This is a genomic window from Rhizobium sp. 01T417, assembly GCF_056398905.1.
Window position 1 is genome coordinate 130718 of the sequence record NZ_JBFTQH010000007.1, and the last position, 22974, is coordinate 153691.

General features: G+C 60.1%; 19 protein-coding genes and 1 tRNA gene. 13 read left to right on the forward strand and 7 right to left on the reverse strand.

Features of this window, described 5'->3' with window-relative positions; genetic code table 11:
• Nucleotides 1-152 precede the first annotated feature (152 nt).
• From AC1DPR_RS10260 to AC1DPR_RS10280, 5 genes are all read right to left on the reverse strand, one after another.
• Nucleotides 153-3974, reverse strand: a complete 3822-nt coding sequence (locus AC1DPR_RS10260; protein WP_113470102.1) for a vitamin B12-dependent ribonucleotide reductase — start codon at nt 3972-3974, stop codon at nt 153-155.
• Between the two features lie 591 nt (nt 3975-4565).
• Nucleotides 4566-5153, reverse strand: a complete 588-nt coding sequence (locus AC1DPR_RS10265; RefSeq protein ID WP_018856986.1) for a hypothetical protein — start codon at nt 5151-5153, stop codon at nt 4566-4568.
• A gap of 196 nt (nt 5154-5349) precedes the next feature.
• On the reverse strand, nt 5350-5847 hold the full coding sequence (gene gpt / locus AC1DPR_RS10270) for a xanthine phosphoribosyltransferase (RefSeq protein ID WP_025659992.1): 498 nt from the start codon (nt 5845-5847) through the stop codon (nt 5350-5352).
• A gap of 182 nt (nt 5848-6029) precedes the next feature.
• The gene (locus AC1DPR_RS10275) at nt 6030-6872 is read right to left on the reverse strand and encodes a universal stress protein (RefSeq protein ID WP_018856984.1); all 843 of its coding nucleotides are present in this window, start codon (nt 6870-6872) and stop codon (nt 6030-6032) included.
• A 109-nt stretch (nt 6873-6981) separates the two neighbouring features.
• Nucleotides 6982-7758, reverse strand: coding sequence for a competence/damage-inducible protein A (locus tag AC1DPR_RS10280; RefSeq protein WP_018856983.1), 777 nt, complete (start codon nt 7756-7758; stop codon nt 6982-6984).
• A 216-nt stretch (nt 7759-7974) separates the two neighbouring features.
• Between AC1DPR_RS10280 and wrbA the strand changes: the two genes are divergently transcribed.
• Nucleotides 7975-8571: an NAD(P)H:quinone oxidoreductase type IV gene (gene wrbA, locus AC1DPR_RS10285; protein ID WP_018856982.1), complete on the forward strand. Its 597-nt coding sequence runs from the start codon at nt 7975-7977 to the stop codon at nt 8569-8571.
• Nucleotides 8572-8639: 68 nt separating this feature from the next.
• Here wrbA and AC1DPR_RS10290 read toward each other — a convergent pair whose 3' ends face one another.
• Entirely contained in the window at nt 8640-8777 is a 138-nt protein-coding gene (locus tag AC1DPR_RS10290) for a hypothetical protein (protein WP_018856981.1), read from the reverse strand.
• Between the two features lie 546 nt (nt 8778-9323).
• Here AC1DPR_RS10290 and AC1DPR_RS10295 point away from each other — a divergent pair.
• The 12 genes from AC1DPR_RS10295 (at nt 9324) to AC1DPR_RS10350 (ending at nt 22399) form a co-directional block, all read left to right on the forward strand.
• A complete protein-coding gene (locus AC1DPR_RS10295) occupies nt 9324-10574 on the forward strand; it encodes a flavin-dependent oxidoreductase (protein ID WP_018856979.1) in 1251 nt (416 codons plus the stop codon).
• Nucleotides 10575-10610: 36 nt separating this feature from the next.
• A complete protein-coding gene (locus tag AC1DPR_RS10300) occupies nt 10611-12356 on the forward strand; it encodes an ABC transporter permease (RefSeq protein WP_018856978.1) in 1746 nt (581 codons plus the stop codon).
• A 34-nt stretch (nt 12357-12390) separates the two neighbouring features.
• Nucleotides 12391-13452, forward strand: coding sequence for an ABC transporter substrate-binding protein (locus AC1DPR_RS10305; RefSeq protein ID WP_049809236.1), 1062 nt, complete (start codon nt 12391-12393; stop codon nt 13450-13452).
• 38 nt (nt 13453-13490) lie between these two features.
• Nucleotides 13491-14546: an ABC transporter substrate-binding protein gene (locus AC1DPR_RS10310; RefSeq protein ID WP_246733654.1), complete on the forward strand. Its 1056-nt coding sequence runs from the start codon at nt 13491-13493 to the stop codon at nt 14544-14546.
• Nucleotides 14547-14642: 96 nt separating this feature from the next.
• On the forward strand, nt 14643-15749 hold the full coding sequence (locus AC1DPR_RS10315; RefSeq protein WP_113470103.1) for an ABC transporter ATP-binding protein: 1107 nt from the start codon (nt 14643-14645) through the stop codon (nt 15747-15749).
• A 42-nt stretch (nt 15750-15791) separates the two neighbouring features.
• Nucleotides 15792-16781 (forward strand): ABC transporter substrate-binding protein, encoded by a 990-nt coding sequence (locus tag AC1DPR_RS10320; RefSeq protein ID WP_018856974.1) that lies wholly within the window; start codon nt 15792-15794, stop codon nt 16779-16781.
• Between the two features lie 7 nt (nt 16782-16788).
• Nucleotides 16789-17496 carry a class II aldolase/adducin family protein gene (locus AC1DPR_RS10325; RefSeq protein WP_018856973.1) on the forward strand — a complete coding sequence of 236 codons (708 nt, stop codon included), beginning with the start codon at nt 16789-16791 and terminating at the stop codon, nt 17494-17496.
• A gap of 189 nt (nt 17497-17685) precedes the next feature.
• Complete coding sequence (locus AC1DPR_RS10330) at nt 17686-18627, forward strand: LysR family transcriptional regulator (protein ID WP_018856972.1); 942 nt, start codon at nt 17686-17688, stop codon at nt 18625-18627.
• A gap of 448 nt (nt 18628-19075) precedes the next feature.
• Nucleotides 19076-21055: an ABC transporter ATP-binding protein/permease gene (locus AC1DPR_RS10335; protein WP_018856971.1), complete on the forward strand. Its 1980-nt coding sequence runs from the start codon at nt 19076-19078 to the stop codon at nt 21053-21055.
• A gap of 323 nt (nt 21056-21378) precedes the next feature.
• The gene (locus AC1DPR_RS10340; RefSeq protein WP_018856970.1) at nt 21379-21585 is read left to right on the forward strand and encodes a CsbD family protein; all 207 of its coding nucleotides are present in this window, start codon (nt 21379-21381) and stop codon (nt 21583-21585) included.
• A 311-nt stretch (nt 21586-21896) separates the two neighbouring features.
• On the forward strand, nt 21897-22199 hold the full coding sequence (locus tag AC1DPR_RS10345; RefSeq protein WP_026371761.1) for an amino acid permease: 303 nt from the start codon (nt 21897-21899) through the stop codon (nt 22197-22199).
• Complete coding sequence (locus AC1DPR_RS10350; protein ID WP_442965922.1) at nt 22163-22399, forward strand: hypothetical protein; 237 nt, start codon at nt 22163-22165, stop codon at nt 22397-22399. The genes AC1DPR_RS10345 and AC1DPR_RS10350 overlap by 37 nt, the downstream gene beginning before the upstream one ends.
• 465 nt (nt 22400-22864) lie before the next feature.
• On the opposite strand, the gene AC1DPR_RS10355 is transcribed toward AC1DPR_RS10350, so the two are convergent.
• Nucleotides 22865-22949 (reverse strand) — tRNA-Leu (locus AC1DPR_RS10355).
• Nucleotides 22950-22974: the final 25 nt, after the last annotated feature.

Genomic DNA, 22974 nt, shown 5'->3' on the forward strand with positions numbered 1-22974 from the left:
GAGGTTGCCGTTGATCACAGCAGAAGAGCGGCCAAGGGCCGCTCTTTGACTTTTGTCTTCGCGTCAAGTTCCCGACCTGGGTCGGACAACGTTCCGGCGGGTGAGGGGTGAAAGCTATCATCATCATCACCAACCGCCGGAATTGCCGGTTATCAGCTGCAGCCGCTCGTCGCGCCGCAGGTGTCGCACTTCTCGCAGGTGCCGTTGCGGACCATCGTGAAGTTCTGGCATTCGGAGCACATGTTGCCCGTGTAGCCCTGCATGATGGAGCGGGCGCGGCGTTCGGCTTCGACCTTCTTGGCCTCCGTCTTGGCCGATGCCGCGTCGGCGGCGGCCTTGTCGGAGAAGAGGGCGGTTGCCTGCTGCTGGGTCTCGGTTGCGATCTCCTCGGCCACTTCCTCGGCGATCTCTTCGGCCAGTTCCTTTGCCCGCTCCTCGTAGTCGCGCTTGAAGGCGACGATTTCAGAGGAGGAGACGGCAAGCGTCGGCTCGATCTTGCGGGCGGCAGCACCCGCAAAGGAGGTCACCGTGGCGCCGGAGGATGCGCGCGCCGGGGCCGCCGTCGCGGCACCCTTCGGCTCCCCGCCTGCCTGACGCTCGTTGCCCGTTACCAGGGTCGGCTTGTAGCCACGGGTCCAACCGGTCGAGACGAGGTTCGTCTTGCCTTCCTGGATCCCCTTGCCGAGCGCCGTGTTGGAGAAGTCGGACGTATCGACATGCGCCAGATCGTGGCGGCCGAGGTAGGAGACGGCGAGTTCGCGGAACACGTAGTCGAGGATCGACGTGGCGTTCTTGATCGCGTCGTTGCCGATGACGATGCCGGCCGGTTCGAACTTGGTGAAGGTGAAGGCCTCCACATACTCTTCGAGCGGCACGCCGTATTGCAGGCCGAGCGAGATGGCGATCGCGAAGTTGTTCATCATCGCACGGAAGGCCGCACCTTCCTTGTGCATGTCGATGAAGATCTCGCCGAGACGGCCGTCGCCGAATTCGCCGGTGCGCAGGTACACCTTGTGTCCGCCGACGGCGGCCTTCTGGGTGTAACCCTGGCGGCGGTTCGGGAGCTTCTCCCGCTCGCGGGTGACGCGTTCGACGACACGCTCGATGATCTTCTCGGTGATGGTGACGGCCTGGGCGGCGACCGGCTGCTGCAGCAGATCGTCCAGTGCGTCCTCATCGCTTTCGTCTTCGATCAGCGAGGCGTTCAGCGGCTGCGACAGCTTGGAGCCATCGCGGTAGAGAGCGTTTGCCTTCAGGCCGAGCTTCCAGGAGAGCATGTAGGCGCTCTTGCAATCGTCGACCGTCGCGTCGTTCGGCATGTTGATCGTCTTGGAGATCGCACCCGAGATGAACGGCTGGGCAGCAGCCATCATGCGGATGTGGCTGTCGACCGAGAGGTAACGCTTGCCGATCTTGCCGCAAGGGTTGGCGCAATCGAAGACGGCGAGGTGTTCGTTCTTCAGGAACGGTGCGCCTTCCAGCGTCATCGCGCCGCAGACGTGAACGTTGGCAGCTTCGATGTCCTTCTTGGCAAAGCCGAGGTGCTCGAGCAGGTTGAAGCTCATGTCGGCAAGCTGTTCGTCGGAAACCTTCAGCGTCGTCTTCAGGAAGTCGGCGCCGAGCGTCCACTGGTTGAAGACGAACTTGATGTCGAAGGCCGACTTCAGCGCGGCATTGACGGCTTCCACCTTATCGTCGGTGAAGCCCTTGGCCTTCAGCGTCGAGGGGTTGATGGCCGGCGCCTGGTTCAGATTGCCGTGGCCGACAGCGTAGGCTTCGATCTCGGCGATCTGGCTCTCGGAGTAGCCGAGCGTGCGCAGGGCTTCCGGAACGGCGCGGTTGATGATCTTGAAGTAGCCGCCGCCGGCGAGCTTCTTGAATTTCACCAGTGCGAAGTCAGGCTCGATACCGGTTGTGTCGCAATCCATGACGAGGCCGATCGTGCCGGTCGGCGCGATGACGGTTGCCTGGGCGTTGCGGTAGCCGTGCTTTTCGCCGAGCTCGAGAGCCTTGTCCCAGGCGCTCTTGGCATGAGCCGCCAGATCCTGGTCGGGGTTCTCGGAGTGGACGAGCGCGACCGGGTTGATCGACAGGCCTTCATAGCCAGACGTCTCGCCGTAAGCGGCGCGGCGATGGTTGCGGATGACGCGCAGCATGTTTTCGCGGTTCGGCGCGAACATCGGGAACGGTCCGAGCTCGGAAGCGATCTCAGCCGAGGTGGCGTAGGAAATGCCGGTCATGATCGCGGTCAGGGAGCCGGCAATGGCACGGGCTTCGTCGCTGTCATAGGGAATGCCGGAAGACATCAGCAGGCCGCCGATGTTGGCGTAGCCGAGGCCGATCGTGCGATATTCGTAAGAGAGCTCGGCAATCCGCTTCGACGGGAACTGCGCCATCATCACGGAGATTTCGAGAACAACGCTCCACAGGCGAACCGCATGCTCGTAGTCTGATATGTTGATGCGCTTGGTGGCGGCATCCTTGAACTGCATGAGGTTCAGCGAGGCAAGGTTGCAGGCCGTGTCGTCGAGGAACATGTATTCCGAGCACGGGTTGGATGCGCGGATCGGGCCGGCAGCCGGGCTGGTATGCCAGTCGTTCATCGTCGTGTTGAAGTGCAGGCCCGGATCGGCCGATGCCCAGGCGGCGTAGGAGATCGACTCCCACAGGTCGCGCGCCTTCAAGGTCTTCATAACCTTGCCGTCCTTGCGGGCCTTCAGCTGCCAGTCGCTGTCGCTTTCAACGGCGCGCAGGAAGTCGTCCTTGATCGAGACCGAGTTGTTGGAGTTCTGGCCGGATACGGTAAGGTAAGCTTCGCTATCCCAGTCCGTGTCGTAGGTCTTGAACTCCATATCCTTGTAGCCCTGGCGGGCGAACTGGATGACGCGGCCGATGTAGTTCTCCGGAACCTGGTCCTTCTTGGCAGCGCGGATTTCGCGCTTCAGGGCAGGGTTCTTGTTCGGGTCGAAGCAATCGCCGTTGTCAGCCTCGCAGTTGACGCAAGCCTTCATGATTGCCTTGAGGTGCTTGGCGACAACTTTGGAACCGGTGACGAGGGCAGCAACCTTCTGCTCTTCCTTCACCTTCCAGTTGATATACTCTTCGATATCAGGATGGTCGATGTCGACGACCACCATCTTGGCCGCACGGCGCGTCGTGCCGCCCGACTTGATGGCGCCGGCAGCCCGATCGCCGATCTTCAGGAAGCTCATCAGGCCGGAAGAACGGCCGCCGCCGGACAGCTTTTCGCCTTCGCCACGCAGGTAGGAGAAATTGGAGCCGGTGCCGGAGCCGTACTTGAAGAGGCGTGCTTCGCGGACCCACAGGTCCATGATGCCGCCTTCGTTGACGAGATCGTCTTCAACGGACTGGATGAAGCAGGCGTGCGGCTGCGGATGTTCGTAAGCTGACTTCGACTTCGTCAGCTTGCCGGTGAAGGGGTCGACATAGAAGTGGCCCTGACCGGGGCCGTCGATGCCGTAGGCCCAGTGCATGCCGGTGTTGAACCACTGCGGGGAATTCGGGGCAACACGCTGGGTGGCAAGCATGTAGGCAAGTTCATCCTTGAAGGCTAGGGCGTCTTCCTCGGAGGAGAAATAGCCACCCTTCCAGCCCCAGTAGGTCCAGGTGCCGGCGAGACGGTCGAAGACCTGGCGCGCGTCGGTTTCGGAGCCGTACTGCTGGTCCTTCGCAATATCCTTCAGAGCTGCTTCATCGGCAACCGAACGCCACAGGAAGGAAGGAACCTCGTTTTCCTCGACCTTCTTCAGCTTGGCGGGAACGCCGGCCTTGCGGAAATACTTCTGCGCCAGGATGTCGGCGGCGACCTGGGAGAACTGCGCCGGAACGTCGATGTTCTCGAGGCGGAATACGATCGACCCGTCCGGGTTCTTGATCTCGCTCGTCGCCTTGCGGAATTCGATGTCCGCGTAAGCGCTCAGTCCTGCCTTCGTGAAACGGCGTTCTATGCGCATTTCTCTAACCTCTAGCTTGCGCGCCCCGTCCCCGTCGACCAAGGCGCAAGTTACCACCTCCGGCCGCGCCGTGAGGAGCGCAGCCAGTTCTCGTTTCCGTACTATCACAGGAGTGTCATCCGGAGATGCTTCTCCCGTATCTTGTAGTGATCGTGGCTGCAAACACTAAATATAGTATTAACAGCTTATTATCGCCAGCCCCGGATGTCACTTTTCCGGAAGATAAAAATCGCGCACGAAACCCCTCATGGCGGTCGCCCTTCATGGACGCAACACCCTGATTCTACGCTCGATTTTTGGAGGGAACCGGCCTCGTTAATTCCGGTCCAACTGCCGTCGCAACATCGGAACCTATTAAGTTTGAATCGTGCGATTCCGTCAAGAGGTTGTTTTTAATGAAGCGTTCACCACAACATATTGTGGATCGGGCTGTGGAGAATGGGGAAAAGAAAGTCGTGCAAGAAATTCAATGGGTTGCGAGCTTTCGTCGTCCCGGAGCGTAAAAAATCTAAGAAAAGTTGCGACCGTGTTGATTTGGTTGCAGCTTTTGCCGGCCAAATGCGACAGCCGATTCGTTCATGTTAATTTCAATCACAATGCGTCGATCGCAATCGTCACCGTTGCGATGCCTATAGGCTGTCCGTTTTCATCATTGATGACGAAACTTGCCTGCGTTTCCAGCAATTGTGTCTGTTCATCGCGCTCGGCCCGATCAATGAATATGTCGTCGGACTGTCTTCCGAATGTTTTCAGGAACTTGTCTTCGTCGCCCTGCCAATAGTCGCTGGTTATCGTGCCCTGGCCGACATTGAGTCCGTGGCGATCGGTCACGAAGAATTCAACGATGGCGCCCTGCGAATCATCCTGCTTGGATTTGAGGTATCGCGACACCGGCTTGTTGAGCAGTTGCCTCACCATCTGCCAACCGCCGGCCAGAACTTCGGACCGATAGGTGTTATCCAGCACCTGGATGTCCATGTCGCTGATTTTGCTGAATTTGGTATTCTGAGCTTCGATCGCCTTCTTGACGATCGCGACATTCACCATCGGCTTGACTGTTGTCTCGACATATTTCCGAACGACGGACACATAGGCCGGCTCCGCCGAAGCGGTCAAATGCGAGAGACAGAGACACAAACCGAAAGCCGCCGCTATCTCGACATAGCCCCAACGCATCATATTCATTCCAAGGTCGCGCCCCGCGACTTAACCTCTAACGCAAGTCCGCAACGCGACAAGGGTGCCGCGCGGGAATTGCTTTGAAGGATAAGGTCAGCGCGGCCGACGCGATAGCGGAATCCGATGGGTTAGTTAAACAAAGATTGGTGCAATTTGAAATTGTCACCAATCTGTTTGGTTGCGCCGCGGATAGCGCTCAGCCGCGGCCGGCCTTGGAGATCGGTTCCTGATAGGTGAACCCCATGTCCCAGGGGAAGTAGATCCAGGTGTCCTGGCTGACTTCCGTAACGAACGTATCGATCGTCGGCACGCCCTGGGGCTTCGCGTAAACGCAGGCGAAGTGTGCCTTGGGCAAGATCGAGCGAACTTCGGAGGCGGTCTTGCCGGTATCGGTAAGATCGTCGATGACCAGGACGGATTCGCCTTGGTCGGCGGTCAGCTCCGGTGCAATGCCCTTCAGGAGCATCATTTCGCCCTGGTTCACGTAGTCGTGGTAGGAGGCGACGCAGACCGTTTCGATCAGCCGGATATTGAGTTCGCGCGAGATGATTGCCGCGGGTACGAGACCGCCGCGCGTGATGCAGACGATCGCCTTGAAATCGCGCTTGAGCCCGGCGAGACGCCAAGCGAGCGCGCGCGCGTCGCGGTGGAACTGGTCCCAGGAAACGGGAAAGGCTTTATCGGGAAGAGACATGGTGTGCTCCGCGGCATGAATGATGACACGCCGTTTGCCGGCGGCCGGACAAGGCATTCCGCGATCGGCCAAACGCAAATCGCGCAGCCGAGACTGCGCGATAGGAGGACCGAAGCCGGAGCTCGTCATCGGTCGCCGCAATTAACGGATTCCGGAGGCAAAACGCAAGCCCCTCGCGATTCTTATCGCGACAGCAGCGTCAAGGCCGTCATTGATTGCAGCAGCGTTCTCGTGGTGCCGCCGAAGATCAACTGCCAGAGACGCGAATGCGTGTAAGCGCCCATGACGAGCAGGTCGATGCTGCTGTCGGAGAGGCGGTTCTCGATGACAGCCGAGGCGGACTTGTCAACGCTTTGCGCAGTTGCCAGAGTTACCTTGACGCCGTGACGGGAAAGAGCCGCAGCAATGTCGGCGCCTGCGACGGCCGCAGACTGAAGTGCATTGTCGACGGGATCGACGGAGAAAATCTCGACTTCGGCGGCCGCCTTCAGGATGGGCAAGGCATCGAACGCCGCACGCGCGGCCTCCCTTGAGCCGTTCCATGCGACGAGGACACGCTTGATCGGTTTCGGCTGGCGCATCACAAAAGGAATCATCAAAACCGGGCGACCGCTTTCGAAGAGATAGTTGTCGATGTCTACGTGACTGTCGGACGGCTTCAACGGATCGGCCTGTGAGGCGATGAGCAAGTCGGCGCTTCGGGCGCTTTCGATCAGCGGCGCCGAGCCGTAGCCGGTGGATGAGGCGAAGCTGCGCCATTCATGGGAAACGCCTTCAGCCTGCGCCTTCCTGCGGAAGATGCGTTCGATTTCGAGCGTTTGCGCGCGCGCCATGTCCTGCAGCGCCTGCACGGCGACGGGGTCGGGTATCTCCATCGGTGCTACGAGCGGCACGACCGCGACGGTTTCCGCATGAAGTCCGATAACGTAGGCATTGGTCTGTGCGGCAATGGCAAACGCAAAATCGGCCACGGCTGTGGCGTTATCGACGGTATCGAGAATGGCAAGTATGGTTTTGTAAGACATCAGCAATTCTCCTTACGCGGATGAAATCGACTAATTTTCAACGAGAATGCGCCGGCGAGGGCGCCGCTTCTTTGATGCATATCAACGGCGAACCGGGATCACCTCGATGCTACGCCTCTGCCGAGCGGTTTTCAGCCACCTCCTTTGATTGGCGGATGGTCTCGATCATAGCGCGCACATCATCTCCCGCTGCATCGACCGCATCCTGTGAGCGTCCGCGGACGACGATTTCCGTTGAGAACGCCTGGCCAATATAGCGGGGATAGGAGCCGATGCTCGTCTCCGGATGAGCTTTCTGGATCGCAGCAAGCGGTGTACCGATGTCGCCTTCACCATAAGGGCAGGAGATACCGAGCGAGAGCACTCGCGTGCCGGTCCGCAATGTCGGGATGACCGCGTCGACCATGGCCTGGAAGACCTGCGGCACGCCGGCCATGACATGAACATTGCCGATCACGAACCCGGGCGCGGTCGAGACCGGGTTGGGGATATGGCGCGCCCCTTTGGGCATGCGAGCCATTCTCTTTCTGGCCTCCGTAAATTCGAGCCCGCGGCGCGCGTACATCTCGCCGAGCAGGGTCATTGCGTCAGCATCGTATTCGCAGGGCAGCCCGAACGCTGCGGATACGGCATCGGCGGTGATGTCGTCATGGGTCGGTCCGATACCTCCCGAGGTGAAGATATAATCGTACTTTGCGCGCAACGCATTGAGAGCCTCGACGATGGCATTCTCCTCGTCACCGACGATGCGCACTTCCTTGAGGTCGATGCCGGAAAGCGTCAGCATGTCAGCCAGGTGGCCGATATTCTTGTCCTTGGTGCGGCCGGATAAGAGTTCGTCGCCAATGGCAAGCATGGCGGCGGTGACAATCGTCTCATTGGTCATTGGAAATTTCCGAACATTTGCGTTCCCACATAGGTAGCGCCCTTCGCCTGTCTTGCAAACCGTGTCGCCGCCGCCAACTTGGGAAATGGCTGCAAGCAAGTTTTCGTCTATGACCATTGAACAGTGCGTTCTGCCGCGTGGGGCTATGTTCGACACACACCGCTGCTACAACTCCGCACGTTCACGAATTCAAACGCAATTGATGGAGTTAGATAAATGGCTAAGGTACTCGTGCTCTACTACTCGGCTTACGGCCACATCGAAACCATGGCATACGCCGTCGCCGAAGGCGCAAAGTCGGTCGGCGCGGACGTCACCGTCAAGCGCGTTCCGGAACTGGTTCCTGCTGAGGTTGCCAAGGCGTCGCACTACAAGATGGACCAGTCTGCCCCGATCGCCACGGTCGACGAACTTGCCGATTACGACGCGATCATCGTCGGTGCGGGTACGCGCTTCGGAACCGTTGCTTCGCAGATGCGCAATTTCTGGGATCAGACGGGCGGCCTCTGGTTCGCCGGCAAGCTGGTCGGGAAGGTAGGCTCTGTGTTCACGTCCTCGGCCACGCAGCACGGCGGCCAGGAATCCACCATCCTCGGCTTCATCCCCACTTTCCTGCACCAGGGCATGGTCGTTGCCGGTCTTCCCTATGCTTTCCAGGGCCAGATGGGTGTTGATGAAATCAAGGGCGGTTCGCCCTACGGCGCATCCACCATCACGGATGGCGATGGATCCCGCCAGCCTTCAGCGATCGAGCTTGAGGCAGCCAAGTATCAGGGCGCTCACGTCGCCAAGATCGCTGCAAAGCTCGGCTAAATCAGTCCTCACTAGCAGGCGCGGCCATTGGGTCACGCCTGCTTATACCGGGCAACGAACTTGCCAATTCAGCCGTAGAGGTTGTGCAGCTTTGCTGCGAAGAAAAGAAGCGGTATTCCGACGACCGCAATCGCGATCATGAACGCCGTTCCTGCCCTGAACAATTTGAGACGTCGCGCTCTTGTGCCATCCCAATCGTAAACCATTGCCATACTCCCACAAGACTAGCTTACAACTATGCGCAGCCCCAACCGCGGTCCTTCTGGCGCGCGCATACAAGCACATTCGCAAGAGATTATAAAGGCCAAGGGACGTTGCCGTCGGAAGTCGGTGCCCTCGGGCATGATAGTGCGAGCGACGGGATCGAAGCCACGTGCCCTATAGCAAAGGTCAGGCCAGCCGCACTTGAGTGTTTCACGGTGAGGGACCTCAGTCATCTGTTTTCGCTATGACCTCAAAAAATCTATCTATTTGATGAATGTCAATTTTGTTTCTAGGGTCCTTCCAACATCGGATGGTTCTTTCGAGTGAGGACGCGCGAGTGGTTCGGGCGATGAAAGAGCAACCGGTGCCTATCGGAGGATGATCGGCAAAATCTGGAATAACTGCCGCTGTCGGAGCGTTGCTTCGGCGAACGGGTTTCCATTGCCTGCAGCTTTCATCTGAAGCGACATCGGCAYTTTCCAATCCTGTTGGACGATGCCCTATTCGAACTTTGCCGGGTTTCCCGGCCAGGACATTTGGAGTCGACTATGGAAGTCACGATTGTTGGTGGTGGGATCGGGGGGCTGACGCTTGCTCTGATGCTGCACGAAAAGGGAATCCCATCCCGTGTTTACGAGGCCGCGCCCGAGCTGAAGGCGCTCGGCGTCGGCATCAATCTTCTGCCGCATGCCTCCCGCGAACTATGCCAGCTCGGCCTCGAGGAAGAGCTTGCGAAGGTCGCCATCACGACCCGCGAGTCCGGTTTCTACAACCGCCATGGCCAGCATATCTTCACCGAGCCGACGGGTCGCCATGCCGGCTACGAATGGCCGCAATTCTCCATCCATCGCGGCGACCTGCACATGGTCCTCGTCGAGGCCTTCAAGCAGCGCATCGGCGCTGACCGCCTGATGACCGGCTGGTCCTGCACCGGCTTCGACCAGGACGACAGCGGCGTAACCCTGCATTTCGTCGATCCGCGCGACGGTTCCGCCCGGCCTTCCGTCAAGGCCGAAATGGTTGTCAGTGCCGAGGGAATCCACTCCAGGATCCGCAAGCAGCTCTATCCGAACGAAGGCCCGCCGCGGTATTCCGGCATCAACATGTGGCGCGGCGTCACGCGCTGGAAGCCGTTCTTGACCGGCGCCAGCATGGTGCGCGTCGGCTGGCTTAACACCGCCAAGGTGCTGATCTACCCGATCCGCGACAATATCGACGCCGAAGGCAACCAGCTCATCAATTGGGTCGTCGACATCGAGACCGACAAGTACAAGTCGCAGCGCGACTGGAACAAGCCGGGCCGCCTCGAAGACTTCTTCGACGTCGTCAAGGACTGGAAATTCGACTGGCTCGATTGCCCGGCGATGTTCAAGGCCGCCGATGCGATCCTCGAATATCCAATGGTCGACCAGGACCCGCTGGACCAGTGGACCTTCGGTCGCCTGACGTTGCTCGGCGATGCCGCCCATCCGATGTATCCGCGCGGCGCGAATGGCTCGGCCCAGGCGATCCTCGATTGCCGCGCGCTGACCGACGCGCTCGTCCGTGAAGGCGATCCGATCAAGGCCATGCATGCCTATGAGGCGATCCGCCGCCCGGCAACCGCCAAGGTCGTGCTGACAAATCGCGCCAATCCGCCGGATGCGATCCTGCGCGAAGTCTTCTTGCGCACCGAGGACAAGCCGTTCGATCATATTGACGACGTCATTAGCCGTGAAGATCTCGAGCAGCTCTCCACAAACTATCAGCGCATTGCCGGTTATCATAAGGATAACCTCGCTGTACCGGCCGGGTCCTGACGGACCCGGAGGAAAGACGTCGGTTGGGAGGCCTTCATGTCATTGCAGGAAAGTACTTACGCCAAGATGGCGCAAAACCATGGACCCCTTGCGAGGATCAACGCGAAATGGCTGGTCATCGCGGCCGTGATCCTCGCCGTCGCGTGGCTCGCCCTCGTGCCTCTCGTCTTTCTGATCTGGCAGAGCTTCATGACCCCGGCGGCAGGCGATGTGCCTGCCGTCTTCACCCTCGATAATTACACAAAGGCCTTCAGCGACAGCCGCATCCTGCCGCTGTTCCGCAATTCGGTGATTTTCGCGACCGGCACAGCCTGTCTGTCGCTGACGATCGGCACGCTCTTCGCGTGGCTGAACGAGCGAACGAACACACCCTTCAAGATGCTCTTCTATGCGGCTTCGATCGTGCCGCTCGTCATCCCGTCGATCCTCTTCACCGTCTCCTGGATCATGATGGCGAGCCCGCAGATCGGCCTCTTCAATCTTGTCCTGAAAAATACCTTCGGCATCGCCGGACCTGTCTTCAACATTTACTCGATGGGCGGGATGATCTGGGTCGAGGGCCTGCACTATTCGCCGGTCGCCTTCCTGCTGATGTCGGCGGCCTTCCGCGCCATGGACCCGTCGCTCGAGGAATCGGCGCTGATGTCCGGTGCTTCGATCTGGCAGATCCTCTTCCGGATCACGCTGAGGCTTGTCTGGCCGGCGCTGGTCGCAGCCTTCTTCATCATGTTCACGCGCTCGATCGAATCTTTCGAGGTCCCTGCGCTGCTCGGCACGCCTGTCGGCATCGAGGTCTTCACGTCGTCGATCTATGACGCGATCCGCGAATATCCGAGCAATGTCGGCCTCGCTTCGGCCTATGCGATCCTTCTTCTGGTGATTGCCTCCTTCGGCATTTATTTCCAGTCGCGACTGTCGACTAAGGGCAGCAAATATTCGACCGTCACCGGAAAGGGTTTTCGCCCGCGGCCGTTCGATCTTGGCCCGTGGCGCGTTCCTGCCGCCGTCCTGATCGTCGTCTACATGGTGCTGGTGATTATCCTGCCGTTCCTGGTGCTTCTCTGGTCGTCCCTGAACAAATATTACAGCGTGCCCTCCTGGAGCGCGATGCACCGGCTTTCCTTGAATGCCTATGTGACCGTCATCAACTATCCGGCCGTCGGCCAGGCGGTCTGGAACAGTGCGATCCTTGCCTTCAGCGCGGCGACCGGCCTGATGCTGTTGACAGCCGTGATCTCATGGATCGTCATTCGCACCAAGCTGCCGGGCCGCTGGCTGCTCGACAACCTTGCCTCGCTGCCGATGGTCTTCCCCGGTCTCGTGCTCGGCCTGTCGATCATGATTTTCTATCTTTATCTGGATATCGGCGTGTACGGCACGACCTGGATCATCCTGATCGCCTATCTCACCCGCTTCATGCCCTACGGCATCCGCTACAACACAACGTCGATGCTGCAGATCCACAAGGATCTTGAGGAATCCGCCGCCATGAGCGGTGCCTCCTGGGGCCAGAGCTTCTGGCGCATCGTCTTACCGCTCCTGAAGCCAGGCCTGGTGGCGGGCTGGATCTACATCGTAGTCGTCTCGATCCGTGAACTGTCGAGCTCGGTCCTTCTCTACAGCCCCGGCTCTGAGGTGGTCTCGGTGGTGATCTGGGAGCTCTGGCAGAACGGCCAGTATGTCGAACTCTCGGCCTTCGGCGTGATGATGATCCTGGTGTTGTTCACGATCGTCATGCTGGCCCAGTGGGTCGGCAAACGCTTCGGCGTCAAGGAGGCTTGAGGAGAAGCCTCGAGGATTGGCATGGGAGGACAAAATGCCTGAATTCATGAAGAATGTGCAGCGGCTCTGGCGCTGTGGGATGCTATTGGGAACCATTGCTGCGGCCGCCTTGGCCACTGGGGCCCACGCCCAGTCCAGCATCGACCAGATCGCCGGCTATACCGGCGCCGATCGGATGGACAAGCTGGTCGCCGCCGCAAAGCAGGAGGGCGCTCTAACGCTCTACACCGTCACCCCCGTCGAGGATGTGACCGTCATTACCAAGGCATTCGAAGCCAAGTACGGCATACCGGTGACCTTGTGGCGTGGCAGTTCCGAAGACGTCCTGCGGCGTGCCGTCGGCGAGTTGAAGGCCGGACGTCATGATGTTGATGTTATCGAGACGAACGGACCGGAACTCGAGGCGCTTCATCGTGAAAAGCTACTGCAACCGATCCAGTCGCCGCTCTTTGCGGACATCTTTCGGGATGCCGTCCCGCCTCATCACGAGTGGATCGGCAGCCGGCTGAACATCATCACCGCGGCCTACAACACGAATGCAGTCAGCGAAGCGGACCTTCCGAAGACATGGGAGGAACTGCTTGATCCGAAATGGGCCGGCAAGCTCGGCGTCGAGGCCGTTGCCTATGACTGGCTCGCGACGGCCGCCGGAACCTTTCCGTCCAAAGAAAAGGGGATGGAATTCTTCCGCAAGCTATCGCAGACCGATCATCCGGGGCTCTACAACGGCCATCCCCTGCTGACCAATCTCGTTGTTTCCAGCGAGGTGCCGCTCGGCCTGACGGTCTATCTCTACAAGGTCGCGCAAATGGAAAAGGACGGTGCTCCGATCAAGCGGTTCATGATCGGCCCGGCTATTGCCCGCATCAATGGCCTTGGCGTGGCGCGGACAGCGCCCCATCCAAATGCCGCGATCCTGTATCAGGATTTCACCCTCACTGAAGGACAGAAGATCCTGGCGGAGAGACAGTTTACGCCGACCAATATCAAGATCGCGCCGCTGCCTGAAGGCATGCAGGTCAAGGTGATCAATCCGGATGCCGCCCTTGATAACCTGGGCGATTGGCGCGGCGAATTCGAAAAGACGTTCAAGTAATTCCATCGGCGATCAAACCGAATACTCGGGAGGAGAAAATGTTGCGATCGTTTAAAATGACTTCGGCCATCCGCTTGCTTGGCGGAATGGCGCTGCTGGGAGCCGTTGCCACAGGCTCTGCTTATGCGCAGTCGAGCCTTGCTGACCTCGCCAATTACAACGGCCCCGACCGCTTGGAGAAGCTAGCGGAGGCGGCCAAGGCGGAAGGCGAGCTGACGCTCTATACGGCAACGCCGGTCGAGGACGTCGCCGCCATCACCGATGCCTTCACCGCCAAATACGGTATCAAGGTCACCACCTGGCGTGGCAGCTCGGAGGACGTGCTGCGCCGTGCCGTCACCGAGATCAAGGCCGGTCGCTATGATGCCGACATCATCGAGACGAACGGGCCGGAACTCGAGGCCCTGCATCGCGAGAAGGTTTTCGAGCCGGTCAATTCGGCCACCATGGCCGATATCTTCCCGCAGGCCGTCCCTGCCCACAAGGAGTGGGTCGGCAGCCGCCTGAACATCATCACTGCCTCCTACAACACGCAGCTCGTTTCCGACGCCGACGTGCCGAAGAGCTGGGATGATCTGCTCGATCCCAAGTGGTCCGGCAAGATCGGTCTCGAAGCCGAAGCCTATGACTGGCTGGCGACGATCGACCAGAGCTTCCCGAGCGAGCAGCAGGGTCTAGACTTCTTCCAGAAGCTGGCCAAGACCAACGGCATTTCGCTCCGCAAGGGTCATACGCTGCTGACCAACCTTGTCGTCTCCGGCGAAGTGCCGGTGTCGCTGACGAACTACCTCTACAAGGTCGACCAGATGAACAAGGACGGCGCGCCGATCCAGAAGCTGCAGCTCGGTCCCTCCGTCGCCCGCGTCAACGGCCTCGGTGTTGCCAAGACGGCGACGCATCCCGCCGCCGCGCTGCTCTTCCAGGAATTCACGCTGACCGACGGCCAGAAGATTCTCGCCGATCGCGGCTTCACGCCCGCGAATGTTAAGCTGGTGCCGCTGCCGGAAGGCCTGAACGTCCAGGTCGTCGATGGGGCGAAGATGCTGGATCAGCTTGCCAAGTGGCGCGATACCTTCAATGCGACTGTAAAATGAACGGGCAGGGCGCCCCTCGTCCGAACGTGGGGGCGCCAGCCTGATAGAAATTATCGGATCGATGATCCGACCGGCAGGGAATGTGAGGAGAATACCATGCTGAGTGTGCAGGGTCTGAGCACGGAATATGCGGATGGCAAGGGCAAGGTCGTCAAGGCCGCCCAGGACGTGTCCTTCGAGGTGCCGCAGGGCAAGCTCTTTACGCTGCTCGGTCCCTCGGGCTGCGGCAAGACCACGACCCTGCGTTCGATCGCGGGCCTCGAACGTCCCGTCAAGGGCGCGATCACCGTCGATGGCAAGCCGGTCTTCGCCGCCGGCAAGGGCATCTTCGTGGCGCCCAACCATCGCAATTTCGGCATGGTCTTCCAGAGCTACGCCATCTGGCCGCATATGAGCGTCTTCGAGAACGCCGCCTTCCCATTGCACGTCGGCAAGACGAAATTCTCCAAGAAGCAGATCGAGGAGAAAGTCGAACGCGTGCTGAAAGCCGTCGCTCTTGGCGACTACGCCGGCCGCGAAGCGACCAGGCTTTCGGGCGGTCAGCAGCAGCGCCTGGCGCTCGCCCGCGCCCTGATCATGGAGCCGCGCCTGCTGCTTCTCGACGAGCCGCTGTCGAACCTCGACGCCAAGCTGCGCGAGATGATGCGCTTCGAGCTGAAGCGGCTGCAGCGCGAGCTCAACCTGACGACGCTCTATGTCACCCACGATCAGCAGGAGGCCCTGGCGCTGTCGCACCAGATCGCTGTGATGAATGCCGGTCAGGTCGTCCAGCTCGGCACGCCGCGCGAAATCTACGAGGCGCCCGCCGCCCGCTTCGTCGCCGACTTCATCGGCTCCAGCAACTTCCTCGAAGGCAAGGTGCTCGGCCGCGGTCAGGAGAGCGGCAGCTGGGCCGTCGAGACGCCGGCCGGCAAGATCGACGTCAGCGCCGAAGAGGAGCTTGACCTCAAGGACAATCTGACGGTCGCCGTGCGCCCGGAGAACATCCACCTCGTCGAGCCGGGCAACGGCGAGAGCCTTTCCGGCAATGTCCTCGACGGCATCGTCGACAGCAAGGTCTTCCTCGGCGAATGCGTAGACTACATCGTCAATGTCGGCAAGGCGAAGCTTCTGGCGCGCGTCCATCCGAGCGTCAGGACGCCGATCGGCGGGCGGATCCTCGTCAATATCAAGCCCGCGAAAGTCAACGTTATCCTGCGCTGAATGCCAGCGCCTGTTTCCAGTGCCATATCCCAGGACAATGCCATGAGCCGCAAGCAGCTTTCTATCGCCACGACCGACTATGACCATTTCCGCGATCTGCGGCTCGGGACCGTGGTGCCCGAAGGGATCGACCTCACCTGGTCAATGCTCAGCCATCACGAGATCTTTGCCCGCTTCACCTTCAATCGCGAATGGGACGTCAGCGAGCTTTCCTTCGCCAAGTTCATGGCGCAGGTGAGCCGCCCCGACAGCGACATCATCGGCCTGCCGGTCATCTGTTCGCGGCTCTTCCGTTTCAGCTCGTTCTACGTCAACAAGGCGAGCAACATCAAAAGCGTGGCCGACCTCAAGGGCAAGCGCGTCGGCTCGCCGGAATGGGCTCATTCGGCGGCCGTCTACATGCGCGGCTGGATGCATAACGAAGGCGGCGTCAAGCTGCAGGACGTCCACTGGTATCAGGCCGGCGCCAATGCGCCGGGCCGCGAGGAGAAGGTCGATCTTGCCTTGCCGGAAGGCGTGACGCTGACGCGCGTCGCCGACAAGTCGCTGTCGGAGATGCTGGCCTCCGGCGAGATCGACTGTGCCATCATCGCCCGCCCGCCGACCTGCTTCCTCGAAGAGGACCCGCGCGTCGAACGCCTCTTCCCGAACTTCCTGGAGATCGAGGAGGATTATTACCAGGAGAGTGGCGTCTGGCCGATCATGCACATCATCGCCATGAAGAAGCATCTTCTCGACGAAAGCCCCTGGATCGCCCGCAATCTCTACAACGCCTTCGAGGAATCCAAGCGCCGCAGCCTGGAGCGGCTCTTCGATCCGGCGGTTTCGCGCTATCCGCTCGCCTGGCTGCCGACCTATGCGCGGCGCATGCGCGACATCTTCGGCAGCGATCCCTTCCCCTTCGGCATCGAGAAGAACCGCAAGACCTTCGAGCAGATGCTGCTCTACACCCACCAGCAGGGCATCGCGAGCCGCCTGATGACGCCGGACGAGATCTTCCCGGCGGGCATCATGACCAAGGTTGTCGTGTGAGGCTGCCATGAGCGAACTTGCCAGCGATCTCGCCGAACTCGTCACCGCCAATCACATCCTCGCCCGCGAGGACGTGCTCGATGCCTTCGGCCATGTCAGCCTTCGCTCGCCGCAGGCCGACGGCGAATACTTCATCTCCCGCTCGCGCAGCCCCGAGCTGGTCGTGGTCGAGGATCTGCAGCGCTACGATCTCGACTCGAAGCTTCTCGGCGACGACGAGCGACGTGGCTATATCGAACGCGTCATCCATGGCGGCATCTACAAGGCGCGGCCGGACGTCAAGGCTGTCGCGCATTTCCACTCGCCGGCGATTATGCCCTTCTGTGTCGCCGATATCGCCTGGAAACCAGTGACACATCTCGGCGCGACGATCGGTACCGGCGTCGCTCTCTGGGACAGCCAGGCGGAATTCGGCGATACCGACATGCTGGTTTCCACCGCCGATCAGGCAGCATCGCTTGCCCGGGCGCTCGCAAACAGCAATGCCGTCTTCCTGCGCGGTCACGGCGCAGTCGTCGTCGGCGGTTCGTTGCGCGAGCTCGTCATGCGCACGATCCAGCTCTGCCGCAACGGTGATGTGCTGCTGCGATCGCTGCCCTTCGGCGGCGTGACGCCGCTGACGGCGGGTGAAATCGCGCTTTCCGGCGCGAAGAACCTCGAACCGCCGGTGCTCGCCCGCGCCTGGGATTACTGGGCGACGAGGGCCGGACACTGAAGCCACGCGATCTGCGGCTGGCGATTTAGTGATTTGCAAGCCGCGGCTTTCCTGCCAGACTGAAAGCTTGCCGCCGGAATCGCGCCCGGATACCGGGGGATGGCGACCTTCACGGAACGTGGAAGACCAGAGCCCGAGACCGGAAGCGTCTTGCGGTTGTCAGCCCATGGCCGTGGAGGAGATGGCCCCTTGCGAATTCGCCAAATCGAATCCTTTGTCAGCGTCTGCGAAATCGGCAGCATCACGCAGGCCGCCGCCGCGCTGAACATCGTACAGCCGGCGCTCGGCGCACAGATCAACGCACTGGAGCAGGAGCTCGGCGTGCAGTTGCTGGAGCGCGGCCCGCGCGGCACGACGACGACGCCGGCTGGCCAGTATTTCCTCGAAGAGGCCAAGGAAATCCTCGATCGACTGGCCACCGTCCGCCGTACGATCAAGCAGTTCGACCCGGCGCAGGAAGAACACATCTCGATCGGTCTCACCTCCAGCCTCTCGGCGCTGCTCGCCGGTCCGCTGGCACAGGAGTTCGGCCGTCAGAACTGGTCCGCCAAGGTCCAGATCGTCGAGGAGATGAGCCACCTGCTCGGCGAGCGCGTCGCCCGCGGCGATCTCGATTTCGCACTCGCTTTCAATGTCGAGCCGCGCAAGGGTATCAAGCAAACGGCCGTCCTCCGGGAATCCGTCTTCTTCATCACTGGCCGAAAGTCCGAGTTCGGTCAGGAGGGACCGATCAACCTGATCGAGCTTGCCAAAGCGACCTTTGTCATTCCGACCGAGAAGGGCCAAATCATCAATCTCTTGAGACATGCGATGGAATTCTTCCACCTGCCGCTGAAGGTTGCCTACCAGATCGAATCCATGGATGCGATCAAGGGTCTGATCCTCGAAGGCAACGCCTGCGCCGTGCTGCCCTATGGCACCGTGGCGCGCGAAGTGGAAGCGGGCACGCTGATCGCCCGGCGCATAGTCAATCCGCCGCTCGTGCGCACGCTCTATCTGATCCAGCCCTCTGGCCGGCCAAAGCCCGCACATGCCGGCTCGGCGCTGCACATCATCCAGGGCTTCATCAGCCATCTAGCCAAGAACGAGGCCTTCGAGATCGTTGAGCAGGAAGTAGCGCCAGCTGTGTAAGCTATCTTGCGTGCATAACACGAAATGGTGGCTGATTTCGCCCTATGCGAGCTGGGGCTCACCGAATGCGCGGAGACGATCACGCGCTTGCCACGAGGCGGTCAACGCGAGAAAGAGAGCCCTGCTGTCGCGGTCGCAGGGCAGGCGCGCGTGTATATAGGAAACTCTCGGTCGCGGACTTTGTTCCCATTGTCCTGTCCCCCAAAAGCCCGCCAGCACACGCGGGGAACTTGGAAGTTGAAAGTTGCGAAACGAGAGGCAGGAAGAAAATCGCTGTTCCTCCAGGTCAAGCGAGCGACCTCTCTATTGGTTCCCTCACCGAGATCCACCACCGTCGCCGGCCTTCATCCCGACACGCAAGCGCTCGCGGCGGGCAGCACCTTCAGCTTCTTCCCGGCTCGAGATTGGCATCATGAAACCTTTTGATTTTTAAGCCGTTGTCGCGCTTATGTCAGACGCTGAATTAGATCAGAAATCGGTCGACGGCTCCGAGCAGCACAGTGCCGAGAGATCGCGCCAAGAGAAGGCATCGACTGACGAGGGCGCGCTGCCCCCAGAAGTCGTCGAACCCGACCCAGAGCTGACGCCCGAGGAGGCCGAGCGGGCGCGCAAGAGATATTTGCTGACGCGCTTCTGGATCAGCGCGCGCGGTTACTGGGGCCGCGGCGGGGAATGGCTCGCGTGGCCGTGCTCAATTGGGCTGCTCGCCTTAATCGTCACCAATGTCGGCTTCCAGTATGGAATCAATATCTGGAATCGCGCAATCTTTGACGCAATTGAGCAACGCAATGCCCATACCGTATATTTCCTCAGCGCCGTGTTCCTGCCCCTCGCGCTCGGAAGCGTCGCTCTTGTCGTTACACAAGTCTTTCTCCGCATGCTGATCCAGCGCCGCTGGCGTTCCTGGCTAACGACCGCGCTCATCGGGCGCTGGCTCGCCAACGGCCGTTACTATCAGTTGAATCTCATCGGCGGTGACCACAAGAACCCGGAAGCCCGCATTTCCGAGGATTTGCGGATTGCGACCGAGTCACCCGTCGACTTCATCGCTGGTGTCATTTCCGCATTTCTGTCGGCCTCGACCTTCATCGTGGTGCTCTGGACGATCGGCGGGGCCTTGACCCTGACAATTGCAGGTTCGACCGTCACTGTTCCTGGTTTCCTTGTCATTACCGCCGTTTTCTATGCGGCTATCACGTCCAGCTCGATGGCCGTCATCGGCCGCCATTTCGTCCACGTTTCCGAGGTCAAGAATCAGGCGGAAGCCGAATTTCGCTACACGCTGACGCACGTGCGGGAAAATGGCGAAAGTATTGCCTTGCTGGGCGGCGAGGAGGAGGAACGTAGCGACCTCGACAAGACGTTTACCCATGTTCTTCGCCAGTGGGCGCTCCTTTCACGCCAACACATGCGCACAACGCTCGTGTCCCAGGGGTCGAGCCTGCTTGCGCCAGTCGTACCCCTTCTCCTTTGCGCACCAAAGTATCTCGAAGGCAGCATGACGCTTGGACAGGTGATGCAGGCTGCCTCTGCCTTCGCCATCGTTCAGAGCGCGTTTGGATGGCTGGTCGACAACTATCCGCGTCTTGCCGATTGGCACGCCTGCGCTCGGCGCGTCGCTTCGCTGATGATGTCGCTCGACGGCCTGGAGCGCGCCGAACAGAGTGATGCCTTGGGGCGCATCCAGCACGGTGAAACTGAAGGCGATGCGATGCTTAGCCTCAATGATCTCTCGGTGTCGCTTGACGACGGTACCGCCGTCGTCAAGGAGACCCAGGTCACGGTCGAACCAGGCGAGCGGGTCCTCGTGGCCGGAGAGTCCGGTTCGGGCAAGAGCACGCTGGTGCGGGCCATCGCAGGCCTTTGGCCGTGGGGTGACGGCAGCGTCAACTTTCATGGCGACAGACGACTGTTCATGTTGCCGCAGCGGCCTTACATCCCCTCCGGGACGCTTCGCCGGGCGGTTGCCTATCCCGGCGCCGCCGATAGCTGGCCGCTCGATAAGATCAAAGCGGCTCTCGACAAGGTGGGACTCGACTATCTGAACGACAGGATCGAGGAAGAGGCGCCATGGGACCAGACGCTGTCGGGTGGTGAAAAACAGAGGCTCGCGTTTGCGCGCCTCCTGCTACACAGTCCGGATACGATCGTGCTGGATGAGGCAACGTCGGCACTCGATGAGAAAAGCCAGGACAAGATGATGGAGATGATCATCCATGAATTGCCGCAGATCACGATCATAAGCGTAGCGCATCGAGCTGAGCTGGAAGCCTTCCACAGTCGCAAAATTACATTGGAACGGCGGGAGGGCGGCGCAAAGCTTGTCAGTGATATTGATCTTCTCCAGCGCAAGAGAAAGCGGAATTTGCTTTCGCGCCTTGTCGAAAACCGGCACTCCCGGCCGAAAGGCAGTACGACGCCCGGATAGCAAGGGCAGGGATCATTCCAAGATAAGCTCGCTGAGCGGGAACTCGCGTCTGTGACCCGATATGACAAGGATGCCTTGTGGCACCAGTTCAACTTGACGGCATCCCGAAACCTCATTTTGCCGACATGGCCGTTGAGTGCGGCGTGGTGGAGCGGCCAGGTTATCTTCGGTGCAACAAGTTGGCCGAAGCCGTAGATCGCTCAACGCGCAGGCCAACGGCCCGCCCATGCCTGCACTGATCCTTACCGGTTGCCGCATCGACGCTTCGGGAACACTTGGCGGTGAAGCCCGTTACTTCCTCATCCACAATAGGAGGAAATACAATGGATTGGAATCGCGTCGAAGGAAACTGGAAGCAGATGAAAGGCAAGGTCAAGGAGCAGTGGGGCAAGCTTACGAATGACGACCTTGATCAGATCGCCGGTAAGCGCGAACAACTGGAGGGCAAGATCCAGGAGCGCTACGGCATCGAACGCGACCGAGTTCGCCGCGACATCGATGAGTGGTACGGAAACCAGACCTGGCACTAGATTTTAGCGGGCCCCGGGCTTCCGGGCCTTTTCTTTCTGAACTCTCCAGTTCTTTGCCAACGCCTCGACCGTTTTCGCCTCGTTTGGCGAGCGCGAGTTGCCGACGGCAATCGACGGTGAAGCCCGGCCATGCCGACCAAGGGCCCAGCCCGATGCGATGACCGTCCGAGAGGGGCTAGGCTGTACCGGACTTCAACGATCTCCGTTATCCGAATTCTGCATACAGCGTCGGCGCGTCTACTCGCGCTACGCCCGCAATCGGTCGGATGTCGGCGTCGCCACGGTGTTCGGCTTCCTCGGCGTGCCTGCTCGTGTTGGTCACGATCCTGTCCTACGGCGTGCTGTTGCGCCCTGATCTCGCCCCCCTTCGCAATCCTTCGATGGCGGGCGTGCTGCAGGCCGTGGTTGGCCGGTGGGGCGACGTCTTCGTCAGCATCGGCCTGCTGATTTCGGTCGCTGGGGCATATCTCACGTGGGTGCTCCTCGCGGCTGCAATCCTCTATTCCGCCTCGAACTACGACACCATGCCGCGCTTTCTTTCCCACGAAAACAAGAACGGCGTTCCTTCGATGGCCCTGTGGCTTACCAAGTCGTCCAGATCTTTCTCGTGTTGACGCTGTTTGCAGAATACGCTTTCCATCTGGCGCTTGAGTTGACGAGCTCGATGATCCTGGTCCCCTATATCCTGGTCGCGGCCTACGGGCTCCACCTGGCCCTGACCGGTGAAACTTACGATCGCGACCCTGAGGGACACACGGGCGATCTTCTGCGGGCATCCATCGCCGTGCTGACGACTGCCACGGCGCTGATCTAGGCTTTCACTGGCTACCGCGATGCAAAAAGCGGATCACAACGTCGTGCCGTTGCCCGGACGAGCACCCAAAGGCTGTGCCTGTCCAGCAGGCCGCACCTGGACTCGCCAAGGACACCGGCGCGTCGCCAGCATGTTGTCTACGGCGTGTGTACATTCAGGATTTACCGGCGTCCGGAATGACAATGGTTGTATTCCTCATTCAGGAAGCTCAGGCCGTGCTCAAAGGTGGCGCATCAACGGATGACCTATGTTAAAAGGTGAGATAGGTCATCCGGGAACAGTTCTCACGTTTCGTCCGGAGGACCAATGGACGCTGCTATACTCATGACCGTAGATCATTGTTATCAATCGATCGCCGGGCGCCTGCCGGTTTAATCCACACCCTCAGGCCATGTGCAGCGCCCTACATAAAGTTCGTCCACTCCGGGCGGATTTCTGGATGTATTTGACATAGCGATTTCGATTTGGTGCGAGCGACGGGGATCGAACCCGTATACCTTGCGGTGAGGGATTTTAAGTCCCTTGCGTCTACCAGTTTCGCCACGCTCGCGCAGGCATCTCCTTCAACGACTGAG